At 46.7% G+C, this 17,107-nt stretch carries 15 protein-coding genes; 9 read left to right on the plus strand and 6 right to left on the minus strand.

Translation table 11 applies throughout. The annotated features are described in order from the left end of the window. The first annotated feature begins 124 nt into the window (after positions 1–124). The 6 genes from DYP60_RS05915 to DYP60_RS14185 all read left to right on the plus strand — a co-directional run bounded on the left by DYP60_RS05915 (position 125) and on the right by DYP60_RS14185 (position 6,749). Positions 125–766, plus strand: a complete 642-nt coding sequence (locus tag DYP60_RS05915; protein ID WP_117329969.1) for a queuosine precursor transporter — start codon at positions 125–127, stop codon at positions 764–766. Between the two features lie 87 nt (positions 767–853). Further along, positions 854–3,316 (plus strand): endopeptidase La, encoded by a 2,463-nt coding sequence (gene lon, locus DYP60_RS05920; RefSeq protein ID WP_117329970.1) that lies wholly within the window; start codon positions 854–856, stop codon positions 3,314–3,316. Continuing rightward, on the plus strand, positions 3,306–4,589 hold the full coding sequence (locus DYP60_RS05925; protein ID WP_206363113.1) for a U32 family peptidase: 1,284 nt from the start codon (positions 3,306–3,308) through the stop codon (positions 4,587–4,589). Before lon ends, DYP60_RS05925 begins: the two co-directional genes overlap by 11 nt. 4 nt (positions 4,590–4,593) lie before the next feature. Beyond that, positions 4,594–5,346 carry a hypothetical protein gene (locus DYP60_RS05930; protein ID WP_117329971.1) on the plus strand — a complete coding sequence of 251 codons (753 nt, stop codon included), beginning with the start codon at positions 4,594–4,596 and terminating at the stop codon, positions 5,344–5,346. Further along, positions 5,343–6,482 (plus strand): glycosyltransferase family 2 protein, encoded by a 1,140-nt coding sequence (locus DYP60_RS05935; RefSeq protein ID WP_117329972.1) that lies wholly within the window; start codon positions 5,343–5,345, stop codon positions 6,480–6,482. Before DYP60_RS05930 ends, DYP60_RS05935 begins: the two co-directional genes overlap by 4 nt. A 93-nt stretch (positions 6,483–6,575) precedes the next feature. Further along, a complete protein-coding gene (locus tag DYP60_RS14185) occupies positions 6,576–6,749 on the plus strand; it encodes a hypothetical protein (RefSeq protein ID WP_165849519.1) in 174 nt (57 codons plus the stop codon). 131 nt (positions 6,750–6,880) lie between these two features. On the opposite strand, the gene DYP60_RS05940 is transcribed toward DYP60_RS14185, so the two are convergent. The 4 genes from DYP60_RS05940 to cysS all read right to left on the minus strand — a co-directional run bounded on the left by DYP60_RS05940 (position 6,881) and on the right by cysS (position 12,141). Continuing rightward, positions 6,881–9,535: a valine--tRNA ligase gene (locus DYP60_RS05940; protein WP_117329973.1), complete on the minus strand. Its 2,655-nt coding sequence runs from the start codon at positions 9,533–9,535 to the stop codon at positions 6,881–6,883. A 102-nt stretch (positions 9,536–9,637) separates the two neighbouring features. Beyond that, complete coding sequence (locus tag DYP60_RS05945) at positions 9,638–10,174, minus strand: anti-sigma factor family protein (protein ID WP_117329974.1); 537 nt, start codon at positions 10,172–10,174, stop codon at positions 9,638–9,640. A 5-nt stretch (positions 10,175–10,179) separates the two neighbouring features. After that, positions 10,180–10,698: an RNA polymerase sigma factor gene (locus DYP60_RS05950; RefSeq protein ID WP_117329975.1), complete on the minus strand. Its 519-nt coding sequence runs from the start codon at positions 10,696–10,698 to the stop codon at positions 10,180–10,182. A 27-nt stretch (positions 10,699–10,725) separates the two neighbouring features. Continuing rightward, a complete protein-coding gene (gene cysS, locus DYP60_RS05955) occupies positions 10,726–12,141 on the minus strand; it encodes a cysteine--tRNA ligase (protein WP_117329976.1) in 1,416 nt (471 codons plus the stop codon). Positions 12,142–12,192: 51 nt separating this feature from the next. On the opposite strand from cysS, the gene murB reads away from it, so the two are divergent. Then, positions 12,193–13,110, plus strand: a complete 918-nt coding sequence (gene murB, locus DYP60_RS05960; protein ID WP_117329977.1) for a UDP-N-acetylmuramate dehydrogenase — start codon at positions 12,193–12,195, stop codon at positions 13,108–13,110. On the opposite strand, the gene DYP60_RS05965 is transcribed toward murB, so the two are convergent. Beyond that, a complete protein-coding gene (locus DYP60_RS05965) occupies positions 13,070–14,005 on the minus strand; it encodes a hypothetical protein (protein WP_133299296.1) in 936 nt (311 codons plus the stop codon). The genes murB and DYP60_RS05965 overlap by 41 nt on opposite strands. A 241-nt stretch (positions 14,006–14,246) precedes the next feature. Here DYP60_RS05965 and DYP60_RS05970 point away from each other — a divergent pair, with 241 nt between their 5' ends. After that, a complete protein-coding gene (locus DYP60_RS05970; RefSeq protein ID WP_117329979.1) occupies positions 14,247–15,584 on the plus strand; it encodes an acetate kinase in 1,338 nt (445 codons plus the stop codon). A gap of 135 nt (positions 15,585–15,719) precedes the next feature. Further along, on the plus strand, positions 15,720–16,394 hold the full coding sequence (locus DYP60_RS05975; RefSeq protein WP_202384362.1) for a response regulator transcription factor: 675 nt from the start codon (positions 15,720–15,722) through the stop codon (positions 16,392–16,394). Between the two features lie 5 nt (positions 16,395–16,399). On the opposite strand, the gene DYP60_RS05980 is transcribed toward DYP60_RS05975, so the two are convergent. Next, the gene (locus tag DYP60_RS05980; protein ID WP_133299297.1) at positions 16,400–17,020 is read right to left on the minus strand and encodes a hypothetical protein; all 621 of its coding nucleotides are present in this window, start codon (positions 17,018–17,020) and stop codon (positions 16,400–16,402) included. Between the last annotated feature and the right edge of the window lie 87 nt (positions 17,021–17,107).

The following is a 17,107-nucleotide window of genomic DNA, read 5'->3' on the forward strand; positions in this document are numbered from 1 at the left end:
CACACCTTATCATAGCACGAGTGCAACAAATTGCAACAACTTTACACGGTAATTTCCCTCTCATGGGGATTTGACCCATGGGCATTCTTTCCGATACACTTGCGCAACGTTAAGTGAGGAACCCATGGAAACACAGACAATAGCATTGGACAAAAAAGAGTTTTTTTTATTCGCCCTGTACATCACAGGAATGATTCTAGTCAACACAGTTGGAAGCAAAATCATCAGTCTCATTGGGGTACGAGTTTCTGTAGGCATCTTTTTCATGCCTGTACTCTTCTTGGTTACGGATATCATAGGAGAGGTGAAAGGTCACCAACATGCTTCCCTCTTCGTAAGATACTCCATTATCATGCTAATCATCCTGTTTGTGGTAACAGGTATTTTTGTACAAGTAAAGCCACATGAGACATGGGATTTGCAGAGTCAGTACCAACAGATTTTCGGTATGAGCATGCGTATGAGCTTAGCGAGCCTCATCAGTTTTGCCATCAGTCAGACAATTGACATCTCAATCTTCCTGCAATTTAAGAAGCTGAGCAAAGGGAAAATGCTTTGGCTCAGGAATAATTTGAGTACCATGACCAGCCAATTCATCGATACGGTCATTTTCATGTTCATCGCATTTTACCATCTTACACCCAAATTTACCGCTGCCTATGTGTTTTCTCTGATCATCCCCTATTGGCTTTTCAAGGTACTCTTTGCCCTCTTTGACACCCCTCTCTGTTACCTCGGGGTAAAATGGATGGCAAAACAAAAGTAGTGACTTTCCTTTGAGAAAAAGATTGAGTACCTTTGATTCAGACGAATTACACACTCGTCTGAACACATTTGCTATATTGGAGGCGCTATGTCAGAACAGGAACTGATGCCGATTGAGCAACTGCTTCCCAATAATCTTTTTATACTCCCGGTTACTGGAAATCCGGTTTTCCCAGGACTATTCACCCCGTTGATGATTACCGACAACCAAGATGTCGAAATCGTCAATCAGGCTATCAAGCACGGTGGTTTCCTTGGACTTTTGCTTGTCAAAGAAGACAATGACGAAGAAGAGTACTCAGAGAAAAATCTCTATACGATAGGGACAGTTGCCAAAATCGTTAAGAAAATCAAACTCCCCGATGGAGGAATCAGTATCTTCATCTCAACGCTGAAGCGGTTTGAGACCAAACAGTACTACCCGAGCGGGCCCTATCTGGTCGCAGAGGTTCAGTACCTTGAAGATATCGAGGACGAGCAAGAAGAGTTGCGCGCATGGACGCGTCTTCTGCTCACAGAAATGAAACAACTGACCAAGAACAACCAACTCTTCAGTGAAGAGATGCGGTTGAACATGGTCAATATCGATCATCCGGGAAAATTGGCTGATTTCATTGCCAGTATCTTGAATGTTGAACGCAAACAACAACAGGAAATTCTTGAAACCCTGGTGGTACGGCGACGTATCGAAAAGGTCTTGGTATTTATCAAGAACGAACAAAATATCGCCCAGGTGCAGGCAAAAATCCAAGCCCGGGTGAACCAGAAGATTGAGAAGAATCAAAGAGAATATTTCTTACGTGAAGAACTGAAGTCCATCCAGCAGGAATTGGGAATCTCTACAAATCCCAAGACTGACTTGATCAACCGACTGAAAAACAAGTTCAAGAATCTTCCCCTCTCTGCGGAGGCGAAGGAGACTGTTGACCGCGAAATGGACCGACTTGAAGGAATGGATCCATCCAGTCCGGAATATTCCCTCACCAGGACCTATCTCGAAATCATCAGTGACCTTCCCTGGAAGGAGCCGAAACCTGAAAACTTCAGCATTGAAAGTGCTCGAAAGATCCTTGAGCATGACCATTATGGCATGAAGGATGTAAAGGATCGAATCCTTGAATTCCTTGCAGTACGAAAGAAAAAGCAGGACACCAAGGGTTCAATTATCTGTCTTGTTGGCCCTCCGGGCGTCGGAAAGACCAGCGTGGGTGTTTCCATTGCCAGGGCTCTGAAGAAGGAGTATTTCCGGTTCTCCGTCGGTGGAATGAATGACGAAAGTGAGATCAAGGGACACCGGAGGACGTACATTGGGGCAATGCCCGGTAAAATCGTCCAAGGCCTAAGAATCACCAAGAGCAAGAACCCGGTCTTCCTTATCGATGAGATTGACAAGATGGGTGTCTCCTACCAAGGAGACCCTGCCAGTGCACTGCTTGAGGTACTCGATCCTGAGCAGAATACTGCTTTTAGGGACACCTATCTGGATATTCCCTTCGATGTCAGCGAGGTACTGTTCATTGTTACCGCAAATACATTGGAGACAATCCCTCGTCCTTTGCTTGACCGTATGGAAATCATCCAGCTTGCTGGATACACCAGTGATGAGAAACTTGCCATTGGAAAGAAGTACCTAGTACCAAAATCCTTGGACAAGCACGGTTTGAGCAAGAGCGAAATTCGCTACCCATCCAAGATTCTCAGAAAGATTGCTGATGAGTATGCACGGGAAGCAGGGGTAAGAAACTTCGAGAAGTCCTTGCATAAGATAAACCGAAAGGTTGCCCTTATGCTAACAGAAAACCCCGAAACCAACCTGCCGGTAACCATCAACGAGAAATTGTTGTATGAGTTGCTCGGGCAACCCATCTTTGTTGAGGATGAGATTCTCAAGGCAGATCGCCCAGGCATGGCCATCGGACTTGCATGGACGAGCATGGGAGGGGATACCCTGATTATTGAAGCACAGAACACCCCTGGCAAGGGAGAAATCAAACTCACTGGCCAGCTTGGGGAAGTGATGCAGGAATCGGTCAGTATTGCCCACACCTGGGTCAAAGCCCACGCTTTGGAGCGTAAGATTGATCCAAGTTGGTTTGAGCACAACTCAATCCATCTCCATGTGCCTGAAGGAGCGACTCCGAAGGATGGGCCATCGGCTGGAATTACCATGACTGTAGCTCTGTACTCCTTGGTCACAAACCAGGTAATCGCACCTAATTTGGCCATGACCGGTGAATTGAGTCTGAAGGGAAAGGTCATGCCGATCGGAGGGTTGAAGGAGAAGGTTCTTGCGGCCAAACGGAACAAGATCAAAGATATCATCATCCCGCAGTTCAACAAGCGTGATCTGGACAAGTTGGATGAGCAAGTCACCAAAGGAATCAACTTCCATCTGGTTGGCACCATTGAAGAGGTTCTTGCACTCGCGTTTCCAAACGACGAGAAACGTGAAGCGATGCAACCAATTCTCAGTCCTCCCAACACCAGCGAGGCGGAAACAATCAGCAAGGCGGTAGCTCTTGCGGTGCGGGAGGCATTGCGTGAGCGTTGAGTTACTCAGCCCTGCAGGGAACCTTGAGAAGCTGCGTCTTGCATTTGAATATGGTGCGGACGCAGCCTATATGGGACTCAGCGATTTCTCCTTGCGTGCCAATGCAAGAAACTTTACAGAAAAAGACTTACAGGAGGTTTCCCGCTTGAAACAATCGAGCGGGAAACGCTTGTATGGAACCTTTAACATGATTTTTAATGAGCAGAAGCTTTCCTCTCTCAAGGAGCAGATGGAGAGCATCAGGGCTTGGCCTTTCGATGCTTTCATCATCAGTGACTTGGCGCTGGTCCCTATTCTGCAGAATGCATTGGGTGAGCGTGTAGAATTGCACCTCTCCACACAAGCAAGCTGTACTAACTCAAGCAGTGCAGCAGTATATCAAAAACTGGGCTTCTCTCGTGTAATACTGGGCAGGGAGACTCCGCTCGATGACATCAAACGCATCAAGGATGCAAATCCTGACCTGCAACTGGAAGTGTTCGTACATGGGGCCATGTGTATGGCCTATTCGGGAAGATGCCTGCTCTCCAGCCATTTGTCAGGGAGAAGCGCTAACCAAGGCGACTGCAGTCATACCTGTAGGTGGAACTATCGCCTGGCGACCACCGATGCAATCGAGGATGTTCTAAAAAGTGGAGCATTAGCCTTGGAGGAAGAGAAACGAAGTGGTGTCTACTACCCTATTGCTGAAGAAGATGGGTACACCACCATACTCTCCAGCAAAGATCTATGTATGATCGATCATTTAAGAGAACTCATAGATGCCGGTGTAGATTCCCTGAAGATTGAAGGCAGGATGAAGAGCAGCTACTATGTTGCTGTAGTCACAAGGGCGTATCGAAAAGCCCTGGATAGTCTGAGTACAGGGGATGACAGTTGGAAAGCGTACCGTGAAGACCTATTCAACATCAGTCACCGTGAGTATTCTACTGGATTTTTCTTTGGTCATGGACCAGTTGATCCGGTCATGGGAGAGTCCATAGACAAGAGCACAGAGAAAGGTTACGAGAGGACCTATCTGTTCTGTGGTTTTATCGGAGAAAAAGTCTCTGAGGGTATCTATGCGTTGGACCTGAAAAACCAGATCAAGGACACGATGAAGATTGAGTATATCGGCAAAAATGTACCGAAGATTGTGGACGAAGGATTTACATTGCTTGATGCTGACTACATCTCAGTGCACCAAGCAGACCATGGCAAGGTCCAATACCTTAAAACAACCAAGCCGATTGAGAAAGGATATATCATCCGCAGGGAATCTATGCTTAAATAAAGCCATGCGGAGGATATGTATCGCTTTACATGTAGTTTGCCTTCTCTCGTATTCACTTGGTGCTGCAGGTTCTCTCTCTGATGACTATGGCTTTCTCAGTGAGCACGCCCCCTTCGTACAATTCATCGATGCGGTAATTGGACAGGGAAATCCGGAAAAGGGAGAACTATTGCGCCAACAGCTTCTCTCTACACCGCTGCTTCCTAAAGAAAAACAGGCTGTACTTGTTATACGGAGCTCGACGCTGCTTGCGAGACTCTACAGTGAGTTGGAAAGACCAGATATACAGAGGGCAAAGGAGCTGTTGAGCGAAGCTGAAAAATCCCTCAATGTATTGAGTGATACCCCTTTTTTCCATCTGATGAGTGAAGCAGAGATAGATTCCATCCATTACCTTATCAACCCATCAAGACTTGTAAAAGGGATCAGTAGTAATTCCAAGATCAAGAAAGCCTACACACAGTATCCAAGCCAGGTCTATGCCATATTGATGAAAGCAAACAGCCTTCTCTATGCGCCATCCTTTGCAGGGGGAGACAAGGAAGAAGCACTTTCGCTTCTTCTCTTCCTCCTAGAGGAAGGGGGTTCCCAACTCAGCAATTGGGACCTCGCAAGCATCTATGTAGGCATAGGGCGGATTTGTATGGAGAGGACAGAGTGGGACAATGCGCTGGGGTACTTTACCGCAGCTAAAGCGCTCTATGCGTTCGACCCCACCCTAGATGGATACATCCGGGAAACAGAGGAGCAACTATGAGCATGGTTTTCTCTCTACTGATAGGTGCCCTGGGTATATACGCTTTCATCCTCACCCGCTCAAATATCCGTTATCTTTCCGACCTTCAGCGTACGAAACGCATCGAGTCTTCATCAGAATTGGTGAGTGTCTTGATTCCGGCAAGGAATGAGGAGAGCACCATTGGACCTTGTGTGCGTTCACTGTTGAAGCAAAACCATACGAACCTTGAAATTCTCATCCTTGACGATGATTCAGAAGATGGGACATCCAAGGTAGTACAGGCACTTTGCCTCGATGATGAGCGTATCCGTCTCATTCCAGGAAAGCCACTCAAACAAGGATGGAGAGGGAAGATTTACGCAATGCAACAGCTCTATGAGGCAAGCAAAGGTGACTATCTGCTTTTCACAGATGCCGACACAATACACACCCCAGACTCGATCACCTACGGGTTCTCTCTCCTACAAGCTCATAATGCATCAATGTTGAGTGGATACCCTAAGCAGATTACCAAGAACCTGGGTATTGAATTGCTGGTAAGTGCAATACTGTTCAATCCAACACTTTTCGTCCCATTCAGACTCCAGGAACGGTTCCAGTTCTCCTTGTTTGCCATGGCAATCGGGCAGTATATGTTTCTTAAACGCTCTGCCCTTGACCATATGGGAGGTTTTTCTCACATCAGGGGCGAAATCTGTGACGACGTCCAACTAGCGAGGAGTTGTACAAAATTTCAGGAGAAGCAGATATTCGCACCGATGAGTGATGCACTCTCCTGTGAAATGTTTCCTACTTGCAAAGAAGCATTCCATGGATTGGAACGTTCCATTACCGGTGTAGTCAAGCGAGGATGGCTTAGGACCATCCTAATTCTGGTAATTGTACTGGTGTTGCTCCTCCTCGCTTTCTCTCCTTTCATTTCCCTCTTCCTTGCTTTTACTGGTGCATCGATGATTATCATTCTGCCCAGCCTTGCCGGTATCCTACTCTTTCTATCTGCCTGGATAGTCAATGCTCGGTTCTTCAAATTTTCATTTTCTTCGGCTCTTTTGGCGCATGTCACCGTTTTCTCTGTAGTGCTGATGTACTTCCATGGACTCTTTTTGGTGCTCACCGGGAAGGGATTTACATGGAAAGGTCGCAAAATATCGTAAAAATGGCGTTTTAACGCGTTAAATACAGGTTTTTTCCTTGCGTAAGAGTGAATCCATGGTAGAATGAATTAACCTAGACACATGGAGGAATACATGACTATTCACGAGCAGATTGTTGCGCAGTATGAGACCTACCTGGCAGAAAACCAGAAGTTCACCGAGAAGGGAGTCAAGGTATCGGCTGCAAGAGCTCGCAAGGCTCTGGCTGAAATTGCAAAGCTTTCAAAAGAGCGCAGAAAAGAAATTCAGGCAGAGAAAGGCGAATAATAATACGTCCTTACTCGTTTTTCAGGCGCCCAGACAGGGCGTCTATTTCTTTATTCATAACCAACGGACACAAAATCCCCCTGAACATTCTAGCTTCAGGGGGACATTGTAGTACTATCTCGGTTTCTCTGTTACAGGAAACTCTTGAGCAGGGCCAAGTGTTTCTGCCCTTTCTCAATCTTCTCTTCAAACTCAGCTTCCTTGCCCTTCTCTTTCTCGACAGCTTCCTCTTTTGCATTCTGGATAAACTTCTCGTTGGAGAGCTTGGCTCTGACCTTGGCGAGGTTCTTGGTATGTTTGTCCAAATCACTCTCAAGCCGTGCAATCTCTTTCTCTACATCGATTGCTTCCCTGACAAACACATACATCTCATAGCCAGTACCTGCCACAGGGAATGCCCCACTGACATCAATAGCATCACTGCTGTCCACTTCTATAGAGGAAGCCCCAGCAAAGGTAGCCATCAATGCTTTCTGTTCAGTGAAGAAGTCTGAAGCAAAGAAATCCTTGTCAAACGTTACTACCACCCTGATCTTTCGCTCAATGGGAATGCCCAACTCAGAACGCATCGCCCGAAGGCCGGTAACAGCTTCTTGCATCCGCTGCACAAGCGCAGCCTCCGCTTTATGCTCCCTCTCTTCCTGGAATACTGGATAGGTACTCTCGATCAGCTGGTCATGTACATTGGGAAGCTTCTGGTAAATCTCCTCACTGATGAAAGAAACAAAGGGGTGCATCAAACGCATCGATTCTGCAAGCAGGTCGAGGAGAATGGTCACCTGTCTCTGTTTTTCCCCAAGATTTTCACTATACAAGCCACGTTTGGCACTCTCTACATACCAGTCGCAGAAGTCATTCCAGAAAAAATCATAGACAGCCTGTGCAGCATCATTGAACTTATAGTTCTCAATGGCCCCCTTGATTGTTACTGTTGCTTCATTGAGCTGATGATATATCCACTTGTCCAGTGTGTTGAACTCAACCTTCGCTATCTCACCCAGCTCGACCCCTTCAAGATTCATCAAGAGGAAGCGAGCAGCATTCCAAACCTTGTTGGCAAAACGGCTCCCTAGTTTGAAGGTTTCCATATCGATGAGAATATCCTGCCCCTGGGTAGCCATATATGCAAGCGTGAATTTCATTGCATCAGCACCATACTGGGAGACGACATCCAATGGATCGATACCATTGCCGAGGCTCTTGCTCATTTTCCTTCCCTGCTTGTCACGTACCAAGCCGGTAATATAGATGTCCTTGAACGGGACCTCACCAAGGAATTCCAAGGAAGCCATGATCATACGACTCACCCAGAAGAAAATAATATCATACCCGGTAACCAAGGTACTGGTTGGGAAGAACTGCTTCAGGTCAGCAGTTTTCTCAGGCCAACCAAGAGTACTGAATGGCCAAAGCCATGAGCTGAACCAAGTATCGAGTACATCGCTCTCCTGAATGAGATTCGTGGAACCACACTTGGGACAGGAAGTGGGATCATCACGGCTTACAATAATTTCATTACAATCCTGACACTCCCAAACCGGGATGCGGTGCCCCCACCAGAGCTGGCGGCTTATACACCAGTCATGGATGTTCTCCAGCCAGTGGGTGTAAGTATGTTCCCAACGCTTGGGATAGAAAACTATCTCTTCATCCTTCCAAGCCTGCAAAGCCTTCTTTGCCATTCCTTCCATTCTTACAAACCATTGCTTGGAAAGGTATGGCTCGATTACTGTATGGCAACGATAACAGTGGCCAACATCATGGTTGTGCACAACTTCCTTGACCAGATACCCTTGCTCCTTGAGATCTTCAACCACCACGGAGCGGGCATCGACTGCACTCATACCCCGGTACTTTTCAGGGCAGTTTTCGTTGAGCGTACCATCAGGATTGAGTACATTGACCTTCTCCAGATTATGCCGAATACCACATTGCCAGTCATTCGGATCATGCGCAGGGGTTATCTTCACCATGCCGGTGCCAAACCCCATTTCTACAAAACTATCTGCAATGATGGGAATCTTCTTATCAGTAAGGGGAAGATCAACCAACTTGCCAACAAGATGGGTATAGCGTTCATCATCGGGATGTACTGCAATCGCCACATCGCCGAACATCGTCTCCGGTCTTGTGGTCGCAACAGTACTGTAGCCGCTTCCATCACTATAGGGATATCGCACGTCATAGAGAAAACCACTAACCTCTTGGTATTCAACCTCATCATCAGCAAGGGCTGTACCACAGTGGGGGCAGTAATTGACCAGGTACTCACCTTTGTAGATCAAGCCACGCTCGTACAACGTGACAAAGCTTTCCCGTACAGCCTGACTCAGTCCTTCATCCATTGTGAAGCGTTCATGGTCCCAATCACAACTGCAACCAATCTTCTTCAATTGGTCTGTGATAATGCCATGGTGCTTCTCTTTCACCTTCCAGGTTCTCTCCAAAAACTTATCGCGGCCTAAATCCTGGCGACGTAATCCTTCTTTCGCAAGCTGTCGTTCCACCACGTTCTGGGTTGCGATGCCTGCATGGTCAGTACCGGGAACCCAGAGGGTTGTTCTTCCACTCATCCGGTAGTAACGGGTAAGGATATCCTGGAGGGAGTTGTTCAAGGCATGTCCCATATGCAATATCCCCGTAACATTAGGGGGAGGCATGACGATAGTAAACGGAGGTTCTTTGCCTTGTACGGGTTTGAACTTCCCTTCTTCCAACCATTGCTGGTAAATTCGATCCTCAAACTGTTTGGGATCATAGGCCTTTGGTAACTCAACAGCCTTCACAATATGCCTCCTACAGGGGAAATGAGTCTCCCCATAGTACCAAAATAGGAAAGGCTCTACAAGTGAATGTAGAGCCTTCGGCATGCGAACAAAAATAGACTGTTATTCGAGAGGAGTAACCGCCTTCACCTCCAGCTTAACTGCATATCCCATTGCATCAAGATGCTGGACAATTTGTTCCAGACTGAACATATCAAGGGAAGGCTGTTGCACTTCTGTTACTTGTCGTATATGGGCACTATCAATTTGGGATGCAACTCCAGGAAGGATTTCCTGTCCCTGCTGGGAGTTGTTCCCAAAGAGAACAAAAGCTCCGATAAAGACCACGACAAATGCTGCCGCAGAGGTAATCAAGGCAGGAACAAGCCTGACCTGGATTTTCTTTCGAAAAATGTGCATTTTCTTATTGGAAGAGGAAAAACGGTTTTTTTCAAAATATTGGAGCACACGTTCCTGCCGAACAGAAATTTCTGAATCCGGCAGTACAGCATCGGCAACTTTCTGGTGAAGGGCGCGAAGCTGCTCGAGCCTTTGACGACATGCATTGCAATAACCCAGGTGTTCTTGGACCTGCGTTCTCCAAGGCTCCTGTAATTCGCCATCAAGATAGGTATTCAACAATTCGTCATCGACACACATTCACATCACTCCTGGCTGAGAATCGACTCAAGCATCTTTCGTGCCCGATAGACTCGTACCTTCACGTTACTTTCAGAAATATGCAACACCTGTGCGATCTGCTTGTAGTCCATATCGGTGTACTCTTTCATCACAATGACTAGGCGAAACTTTTCCGGCAGCTGATCGATTGCTTCCTGAACAAGTTTCCTGGTCTCCTTCTCCATCAATACCTGAGATCCATCGGAATGGTTTGCCCCGGTGGCTGGATATTTTTTCAATTTATCCACCATGCTCATCTCACGGGCTTTCCGCTTCACTTGATTGATGGCAAGATTTTTCGAAACCCTAATCAACCAATACTTGGCATCATTGAGGGTAGCGAACTCCATACCTTTGTCAAAGAACCGGATGAAAGCTTCCTGACAAATCTCCTCAGCAAGATCCTGATTATTGGTAACGTGATAAACAACACGCATCAGTATCGGGAATACCTGCTCATATACTTGCCGAAAGGCTCGCTCATCGTTGCTTTGTATTTCCATAACGTTAACAACTCACCAGTAACCAAGTTACATCTTTTTTTCCAAAGAACTTCCCGTTGGGGTGTCTTTGACACGGTAGCCCATTGCATCCAACTCGGAACGCAACCTGTCTGCAAGCTGCCAGTTCTTTTCCTTTTTAGCTTGCAGTCGCTTCTCGAGTAGTGCGAGTGCCTCGGATGGGAAATCTTCTCTCTCCGGAAGCTCAACAGATGCGAAACCCAGACCAAACACCTGATCAAAGAACATGATGAGGGTGTACCGCTCATCACAGTCCAACGCTTCATCCTTCAACACCCCCCAAAGGTCAGCAAGCCCCCTTGGACTTCCCAGGTCATGTTGCACATGTTCAAGGAATGTCGCTTGGTATTGCAGAGCTTTCTCACTCGTCAAAGGAACCTTCTTGGCACCCTCTCTCAGCAGACTTTGGATACGATCCTGTACATTCTTACGGGCCTTACGAGCAGTATCAAGCGCTTCAAAGCTGAACTTCAACTGGCTACGGTAATGGCCTCCCAAACAGTAGTAACGGTAATCCATTGCATCGTAGCCTTTGCGCTTCAGTAAATCAAGGGTAAGGAACTCCCCTTTGCTCTTGCTCATCTTCCCCGTCTCATCAAGGAGAAATTCACCATGCATCCAATACTTTACCCACGGCTTGCCGGTGGCTGCTTCACTTTGAGCAATCTCATTGGTATGGTGAACAGGGATTGCATCTATTCCACCACAATGGATGTCAAAGGACTCTCCAAGATAGTGCATACTCATTGCCGAACACTCAATATGCCAGCCGGGGAATCCCTTTCCCCATGGGGAGTCCCACATCATTGCTTGCTCCCCATGCTTGCTCTTGGTGAACCAGAGCACAAAGTCCTTGGGATTCTTCTTGTTGTCGTCACTGCTTACATCATCACGGACAGCAGTCTTGAGTGAATCAAGATCCAATCGAGCCAGTTTGCCATAGTCGGGTATTGAGTCAATACTGAAGTAGACATTGCCGCCGCTGACATAGGTATGGCCTTTTTCCTCCAGCCTCTTGATCAGATCAATCATCTGTTGAATGTGGTCGGTTGCCTTGCAGACCACATTGGGTCGAATCATATGCAAATCGTCATAATCCCTGAAAAATGCATCTGTATAGAACTGAGCAATATCCCAGACACTTTTATGACTCTGGTTTGCCATCTTCTCGATTTTGTCCTCGCCCTCATCCCCATCTCCGGTCAAGTGCCCGACATCGGTGATGTTCATGACATGGTTTACCTTGAAACCAGAAATCAGCAACGTTCTTTTGAGGAGATCTTCAAACAGAAAAGTCCTCAGATTCCCGATATGTGCATAATTATATACAGTAGGCCCACAGGAGTAGAGGCCTACCTCCTTATCGTGTAGTGGTTCAAATGCTTCCAAACTACGACTCATGGTATTATAGAGAAAGACAGGCATTGAGAGCTCCTTTAGGTTGCCCACCCCAAAAAAAGGGGGTAAGATGTCTCCATGGCTACCAATGTAAGCAATCGTGTTGAAAAAATCAACCTTGATCACCTACTCATAGAGAATCTGGAACTCGGGTCACACAGCAGTATTCAATGTGGGGGAAATGCCCAATGGGCTGCCTATCCCGCTAATTTTGAGGAACTCAGGTTCTTAATTACCTATGCAAGAAATAACGATTTACCGCTTTCAATTCTAGGAGGGGCAACCAATACCTTGATCAGTGACAACGGTGTTGAAGGCCTCGTTATTCTCACCAACCACCTTGCCAGCAGGCACGTAATGGGTGAGATGTTTTGTGTCCGATCCGGATGCCCTTTGGAACACGCCATCTCCCAGGCAATAGAAGATGGATTGGAAGGACTGGAAATGTTAGGGGGTATTCCAGGCTCCGTGGGTGGGGCCATTTATGGTAACAGCGGCGCAAACGGTGTACAAATTGGAGACCTGCTCTACTATGTCGACTATATGACACTGGATGGGAAACTCCATAGGATGCAGATCCATCATGATGAGTTTTCCTACCGGCAATCCCCTTTCACAGGCAGAGATGACTTGATTATCTATGAGGCTGGATTCCGTTTGAAGCCCACCACACAAACCAGTGAGATAAGAAAACGCAAGGATACAATCAAGAAACATCGCAAACAAAAAGGACTGTATGACTATCCAAGTCTTGGTTCAATATTCAAAAACCCTGCGGGAAAAAAAGCCGCTGCACTCATTGATGCATGTGCCCTCAAAGGACATACCATCGGAGGTGCAAGCATCTCCCCAACGCATGCCAATATCATTATCAACAAGGAGGGGAAGGCTACCAGCGCAGACGTACGTGCTTTAATCGAGTACATCAAGACCACCGTGCAGAAGGAATTGCATATCACCTTGGAAGAAGAGATTCAGTATCTGGGCCACTGGTAAATCGAAATGAGTATGTAAGAGAAAGATTCTCTTTGGTATCTCTCTTGATGGCAAGCGACAGGGGGCCTTTTTTCAGCAGCAGAGAAAAAGTGATACCGTCCTTGCTAATCTGCAGTTTCCCCTGCTCGGCTTCCAGTTCTAAAGCCTTCCCATCGATGCTGTCCCACACAACATTGATACTATAGTGTTTCCATGTGCCTGCCAATTGGCAACTGGTCCGCTCTTCTTGTCCTCCAGGCATCTTGGTCTGCACCCTACTCTGCAGTGAGCCTTCCAAGGTGAAATTACCAGGCGTATAGCTTATTTTGGAGTGAACAGAACGTTCCATTGCTTGCTTTTGTCCTCCAAAAACTGGAGGGGAGCCAGCCTGTATCTCAGCTCGCCACGCTATCCTTAGATTCTGACTTTTCATTGCCAAGGCAACCGCACGTGCTTGTTGTTGTGTATTCCCACTGAACTTCCAATCAAATGTAAGTGTTCCCTCTGCTAAGGAGATGTCGTGGGACAAGGAAAACCGTTCTCCATCCGCCCAAGCACAAACGAGACTGAGCTTTGCATGGGAACTCTCTGCATTCCAAAAACAGAACACGCTCCCGCCCTTTCCCTGCCATGCATACACAGAGGGGATGGAAGCTTGCCAATTGGCAAGCACATAGGCAAATGCACCATGGTTCCCTGATATCTGGAAAGCCTTGCGTTGCTTATCATCGTAGAGGTAGGAGAGATTGAAGTCTTTGGTCTCTAAGGTATTGCTGAACCACGTTTTCCCCAAGAAGAGCTTCGGCTTCCAGACAATGTTCCAACCATCTCCCTTGTAGGAACCAGTCGGTTCAGCCGATATTCCCGAAGAGGAAAGTGAGAGTTTGCAACGTACATCTACACTTCCTTCCTGCACTCGATATACCAGGTTGGTCTTCTCTTGTAAGGGAGAGAAAGAGCCTTGTAACGTCGTTTGAGCGTGCAAGAGGAACGGCAGTAGGGAAAAACATAGAAAGAGAAATACCTTCATAAGGTGAAAAGAACTATCATTTCTTCTTTTGCTTCATGTTGATTATTATGTGCAATAGTGTTTTAATAGAAGGGCGCTTTTTACAATCAAATAACCAAGTGTTATAGAGAGATAATAGGAGTCATTCATGGTAATTTTAACCTTGAACTGTGGCAGTTCATCTGCCAAGTACCAGGTGTACGATTGGGTCAACAAAGATATTCTTGCTGTTGGTGTCGTAGAACGCATTGGGCTGGAATATTCCACCATTGAGCATAAAGCAAATGGCAAAGAGGAATATCATGCAGAGTTTTCCTCCCCTACTCACAAAGAAGCAATTGAATTGATCATAAGGATGCTTCTTGATGATGAGTATGGAGTCATCAGTGACCTGAAGGAAATTGGGGCTGTTGGACACCGTGTGCTGCACGGTGGAGAGGTTTTCAAGCAGTCTGCATTGGTAACCGATGAAGTCATTGAACAATTGAAGAAGGTCATACATCTTGGACCATTGCACATGCCAGCCAATATCATGGGCATCGAAGCAGCCAGAAAAGCAATGCCTTCTGTTCCACAAGCCATTATCCTCGACACCGCATGGCACCAGACCATGCCTGAGGAAGCATTCATGTATGCTGTTCCCTACGAGTGGTATACTGATTACAATGTACGCCGCTACGGCTTCCATGGAACCAGCCACCTTTACTGCGCAAAGCGAGCGGCGGTCTTGCTGGGAAAGAAAAATGAAGATACAAATGTCATCATCTGCCATATCGGTAACGGAGCATCCATCAGTGCTGTTAAGAATGGCGTATGTATTGACACTTCCATGGGGCTTACCCCACTTGAGGGCCTTATCATGGGTTCACGAAGCGGAGACATCGACCCTGCAATCATTCCTTACATGATGGAAACCACCGGCATGAGTGCAAAAGAGATGGACACTGTTCTCAACAAGAAGAGTGGCTTGATCGGCTTATGCGGCAAGAGTGACCGTAGGGACGTACTCAAAGCAAGTAAGGAAGGGGACAAGAAAGCAGCCCTTGCCATCAAGATGGAAACCCGTAGGATTACAAAGTACATCGGTGGCTATGCTACCCTTTTTGGTGGCAATTTGGATGCGATTATCTTCACTGCAGGTGTAGGCGAGATGGCTCCCCACATCCGTCTTGGTGCTTGCCAGGGCTTGGAAGCCATCGGGGCAAAGCTCGATGAGCATAAGAACAAGGTCTGTTTCAGCAGAAACGGAGAATTTGAGATCAATACCGATGATTCAAAGGTCAAGATTCTGGTCATTCCAACTGATGAGGAGTTGGTCATGACTGAGGATGCATATGCACTCATGACTGGAACCTATGATGTGCATACCAATTTCCATTACACCTTTGAAGACAAGGATTATGTAAACAAGAGCAGGGAGCTAGCCCTTCAGAAGGACATCGCAAAGGACCCAGAATTAGCTACAATTTTGGTAAAGCAGCGCTAACTATCTGCAATTTTTCTTATTCAAACCACGCAGGAGACATTCCAGCGTGGTTTTTTGTGCATCGGATCTATGAAAAATGTATGAATTCACTTGGGAAATCTTGCTTTCACAGTACATTGCAAGTAGTGTATGGCTATGGAAACTATCTTGGTTGTTGAGGATGATGCTGATATTCGGGAATTGGAACGGTATACGCTTGCTTCTCTCGGATACACAGTCCTGGAAGCTGAACATGGTGCCTTCGCTTTGGATATATTGAAAAGTCACCCTGTTGACTTGATTGTACTTGATATCATGATGCCAATCCTTGATGGGCTTTCCACTATCAAGTCAGTTCGCTACAGTCTCAACAATCCAGTACCCATCATTGTAGTCTCAGCACGAGGGGAAGAGAGTGACATCATTACTGCCTTGGAACTGGGCGCAGATGACTACCTAAGCAAACCGTTCAGTGCAAAAGTCCTTGCCAGTAAGATTCGTGCGGTGCTCAGACGAACTCAGGAACTTGAACAACCCCACAGGATGGTGCAAACCGATGGTCTGAGCATGGACCAGCAGAAACATCAATGCCTCATCAATGGGGATGAGATTGAGCTCACTGCTACTGAATTCGCATTGCTGTATCTACTGGCATCGAACCCTGAACAAGTCTTCACCAGAAACCAGATAATCACCAAAGTCAAAGGGGATGATTACCCGGTAACTGACCGATCGATTGATGTTCAGATTGCAACGCTGAGAAAGAAACTAGGCTCATATGGAACAAGGATCAAAACCATCTGGGGAATTGGGTACACCTACAAACACTAGCCAGTTCAATGCACCTTCTCAAGCAATCGGTAGAGTTCGGCAAGAAAACTTGCATCATCCTCTGCAAACGGGGAAGGCTCTTCACTTTCCTCTGTCTCAGCCATAAGCTGTCCCACCCTACTTTGATACTCGTTTTCAAAGGCATGGGAAACATCAGCATCAGTTGCACTCTCATCTTGGATTTTCCCTATGATGGAGAGACTTGAATCGGTAATGCGCTGTATCCTTTCCAACTCTCTTCCTTGCATCTCCAACAGTTGCAGTTGCTGTTTTTCTGTAAGTGGAATCTGAGTGGAAGTTGTATGGAGGATGCTAGCCGCAAAATGGGCCATACGTTCCCCGCGCTGTACTCCCGCTTTCTCCCAGACTGCATAGCCTTCCCGTTCCTTCTGTATGAACACACTCGCCTCACCAAGGAGGTGTAAGGAAAGAACAGCAAGTTCAGACTCCACTATCATAAGTGGTGTATGGGGTGGAATGGAGGCAAAGAACTTCTCCCTTCCCTTTACTGTATCACATCGTCCTCGTGCATAGTGAGGATGCTTGCCTTCGTGGTCAATAACACATAACACATAACGATTTCCAATAATATCGGCTCCTGCAAACCCAGTTTCAATGTTGCTCATTGTTCCAGTGTAACCGGGTACAGCGAGGAAACCAGTGCAGAAAGAAATCAGGGCGATAGTTGCAAGAACACCAGCTGTGGTGCTACA

It is taken from the genome of Sphaerochaeta halotolerans, from assembly GCF_003429665.1.
In the GTDB taxonomy this organism is placed as follows: Bacteria; Spirochaetota; Spirochaetia; order Sphaerochaetales; family Sphaerochaetaceae; genus Sphaerochaeta; species Sphaerochaeta halotolerans.

What these genes read in the sequence shown, in the direction of transcription:
- DYP60_RS05945 (WP_117329974.1), bottom strand. Translation starts at nt 10,174, where the DNA reads ATGTGTGTCGATGACGAATTGTTGAATACCTATCTTGATGGCGAATTA.
- DYP60_RS05935 (WP_117329972.1), top strand. Translation starts at nt 5,343, where the DNA reads ATGAGCATGGTTTTCTCTCTACTGATAGGTGCCCTGGGTATATACGCT.
- cysS (WP_117329976.1), bottom strand. Translation starts at nt 12,141, where the DNA reads ATGCCTGTCTTTCTCTATAATACCATGAGTCGTAGTTTGGAAGCATTT.
- DYP60_RS05970 (WP_117329979.1), top strand. Translation starts at nt 14,247, where the DNA reads ATGGTAATTTTAACCTTGAACTGTGGCAGTTCATCTGCCAAGTACCAG.
- DYP60_RS05975 (WP_202384362.1), top strand. Translation starts at nt 15,720, where the DNA reads ATGGAAACTATCTTGGTTGTTGAGGATGATGCTGATATTCGGGAATTG.
- lon (WP_117329970.1), top strand. Translation starts at nt 854, where the DNA reads ATGTCAGAACAGGAACTGATGCCGATTGAGCAACTGCTTCCCAATAAT.
- DYP60_RS05930 (WP_117329971.1), top strand. Translation starts at nt 4,594, where the DNA reads ATGCGGAGGATATGTATCGCTTTACATGTAGTTTGCCTTCTCTCGTAT.
- DYP60_RS05915 (WP_117329969.1), top strand. Translation starts at nt 125, where the DNA reads ATGGAAACACAGACAATAGCATTGGACAAAAAAGAGTTTTTTTTATTC.
- DYP60_RS05950 (WP_117329975.1), bottom strand. Translation starts at nt 10,698, where the DNA reads ATGGAAATACAAAGCAACGATGAGCGAGCCTTTCGGCAAGTATATGAG.
- murB (WP_117329977.1), top strand. Translation starts at nt 12,193, where the DNA reads ATGGCTACCAATGTAAGCAATCGTGTTGAAAAAATCAACCTTGATCAC.
- DYP60_RS05980 (WP_133299297.1), bottom strand. Translation starts at nt 17,020, where the DNA reads ATGAGCAACATTGAAACTGGGTTTGCAGGAGCCGATATTATTGGAAAT.
- DYP60_RS14185 (WP_165849519.1), top strand. Translation starts at nt 6,576, where the DNA reads ATGACTATTCACGAGCAGATTGTTGCGCAGTATGAGACCTACCTGGCA.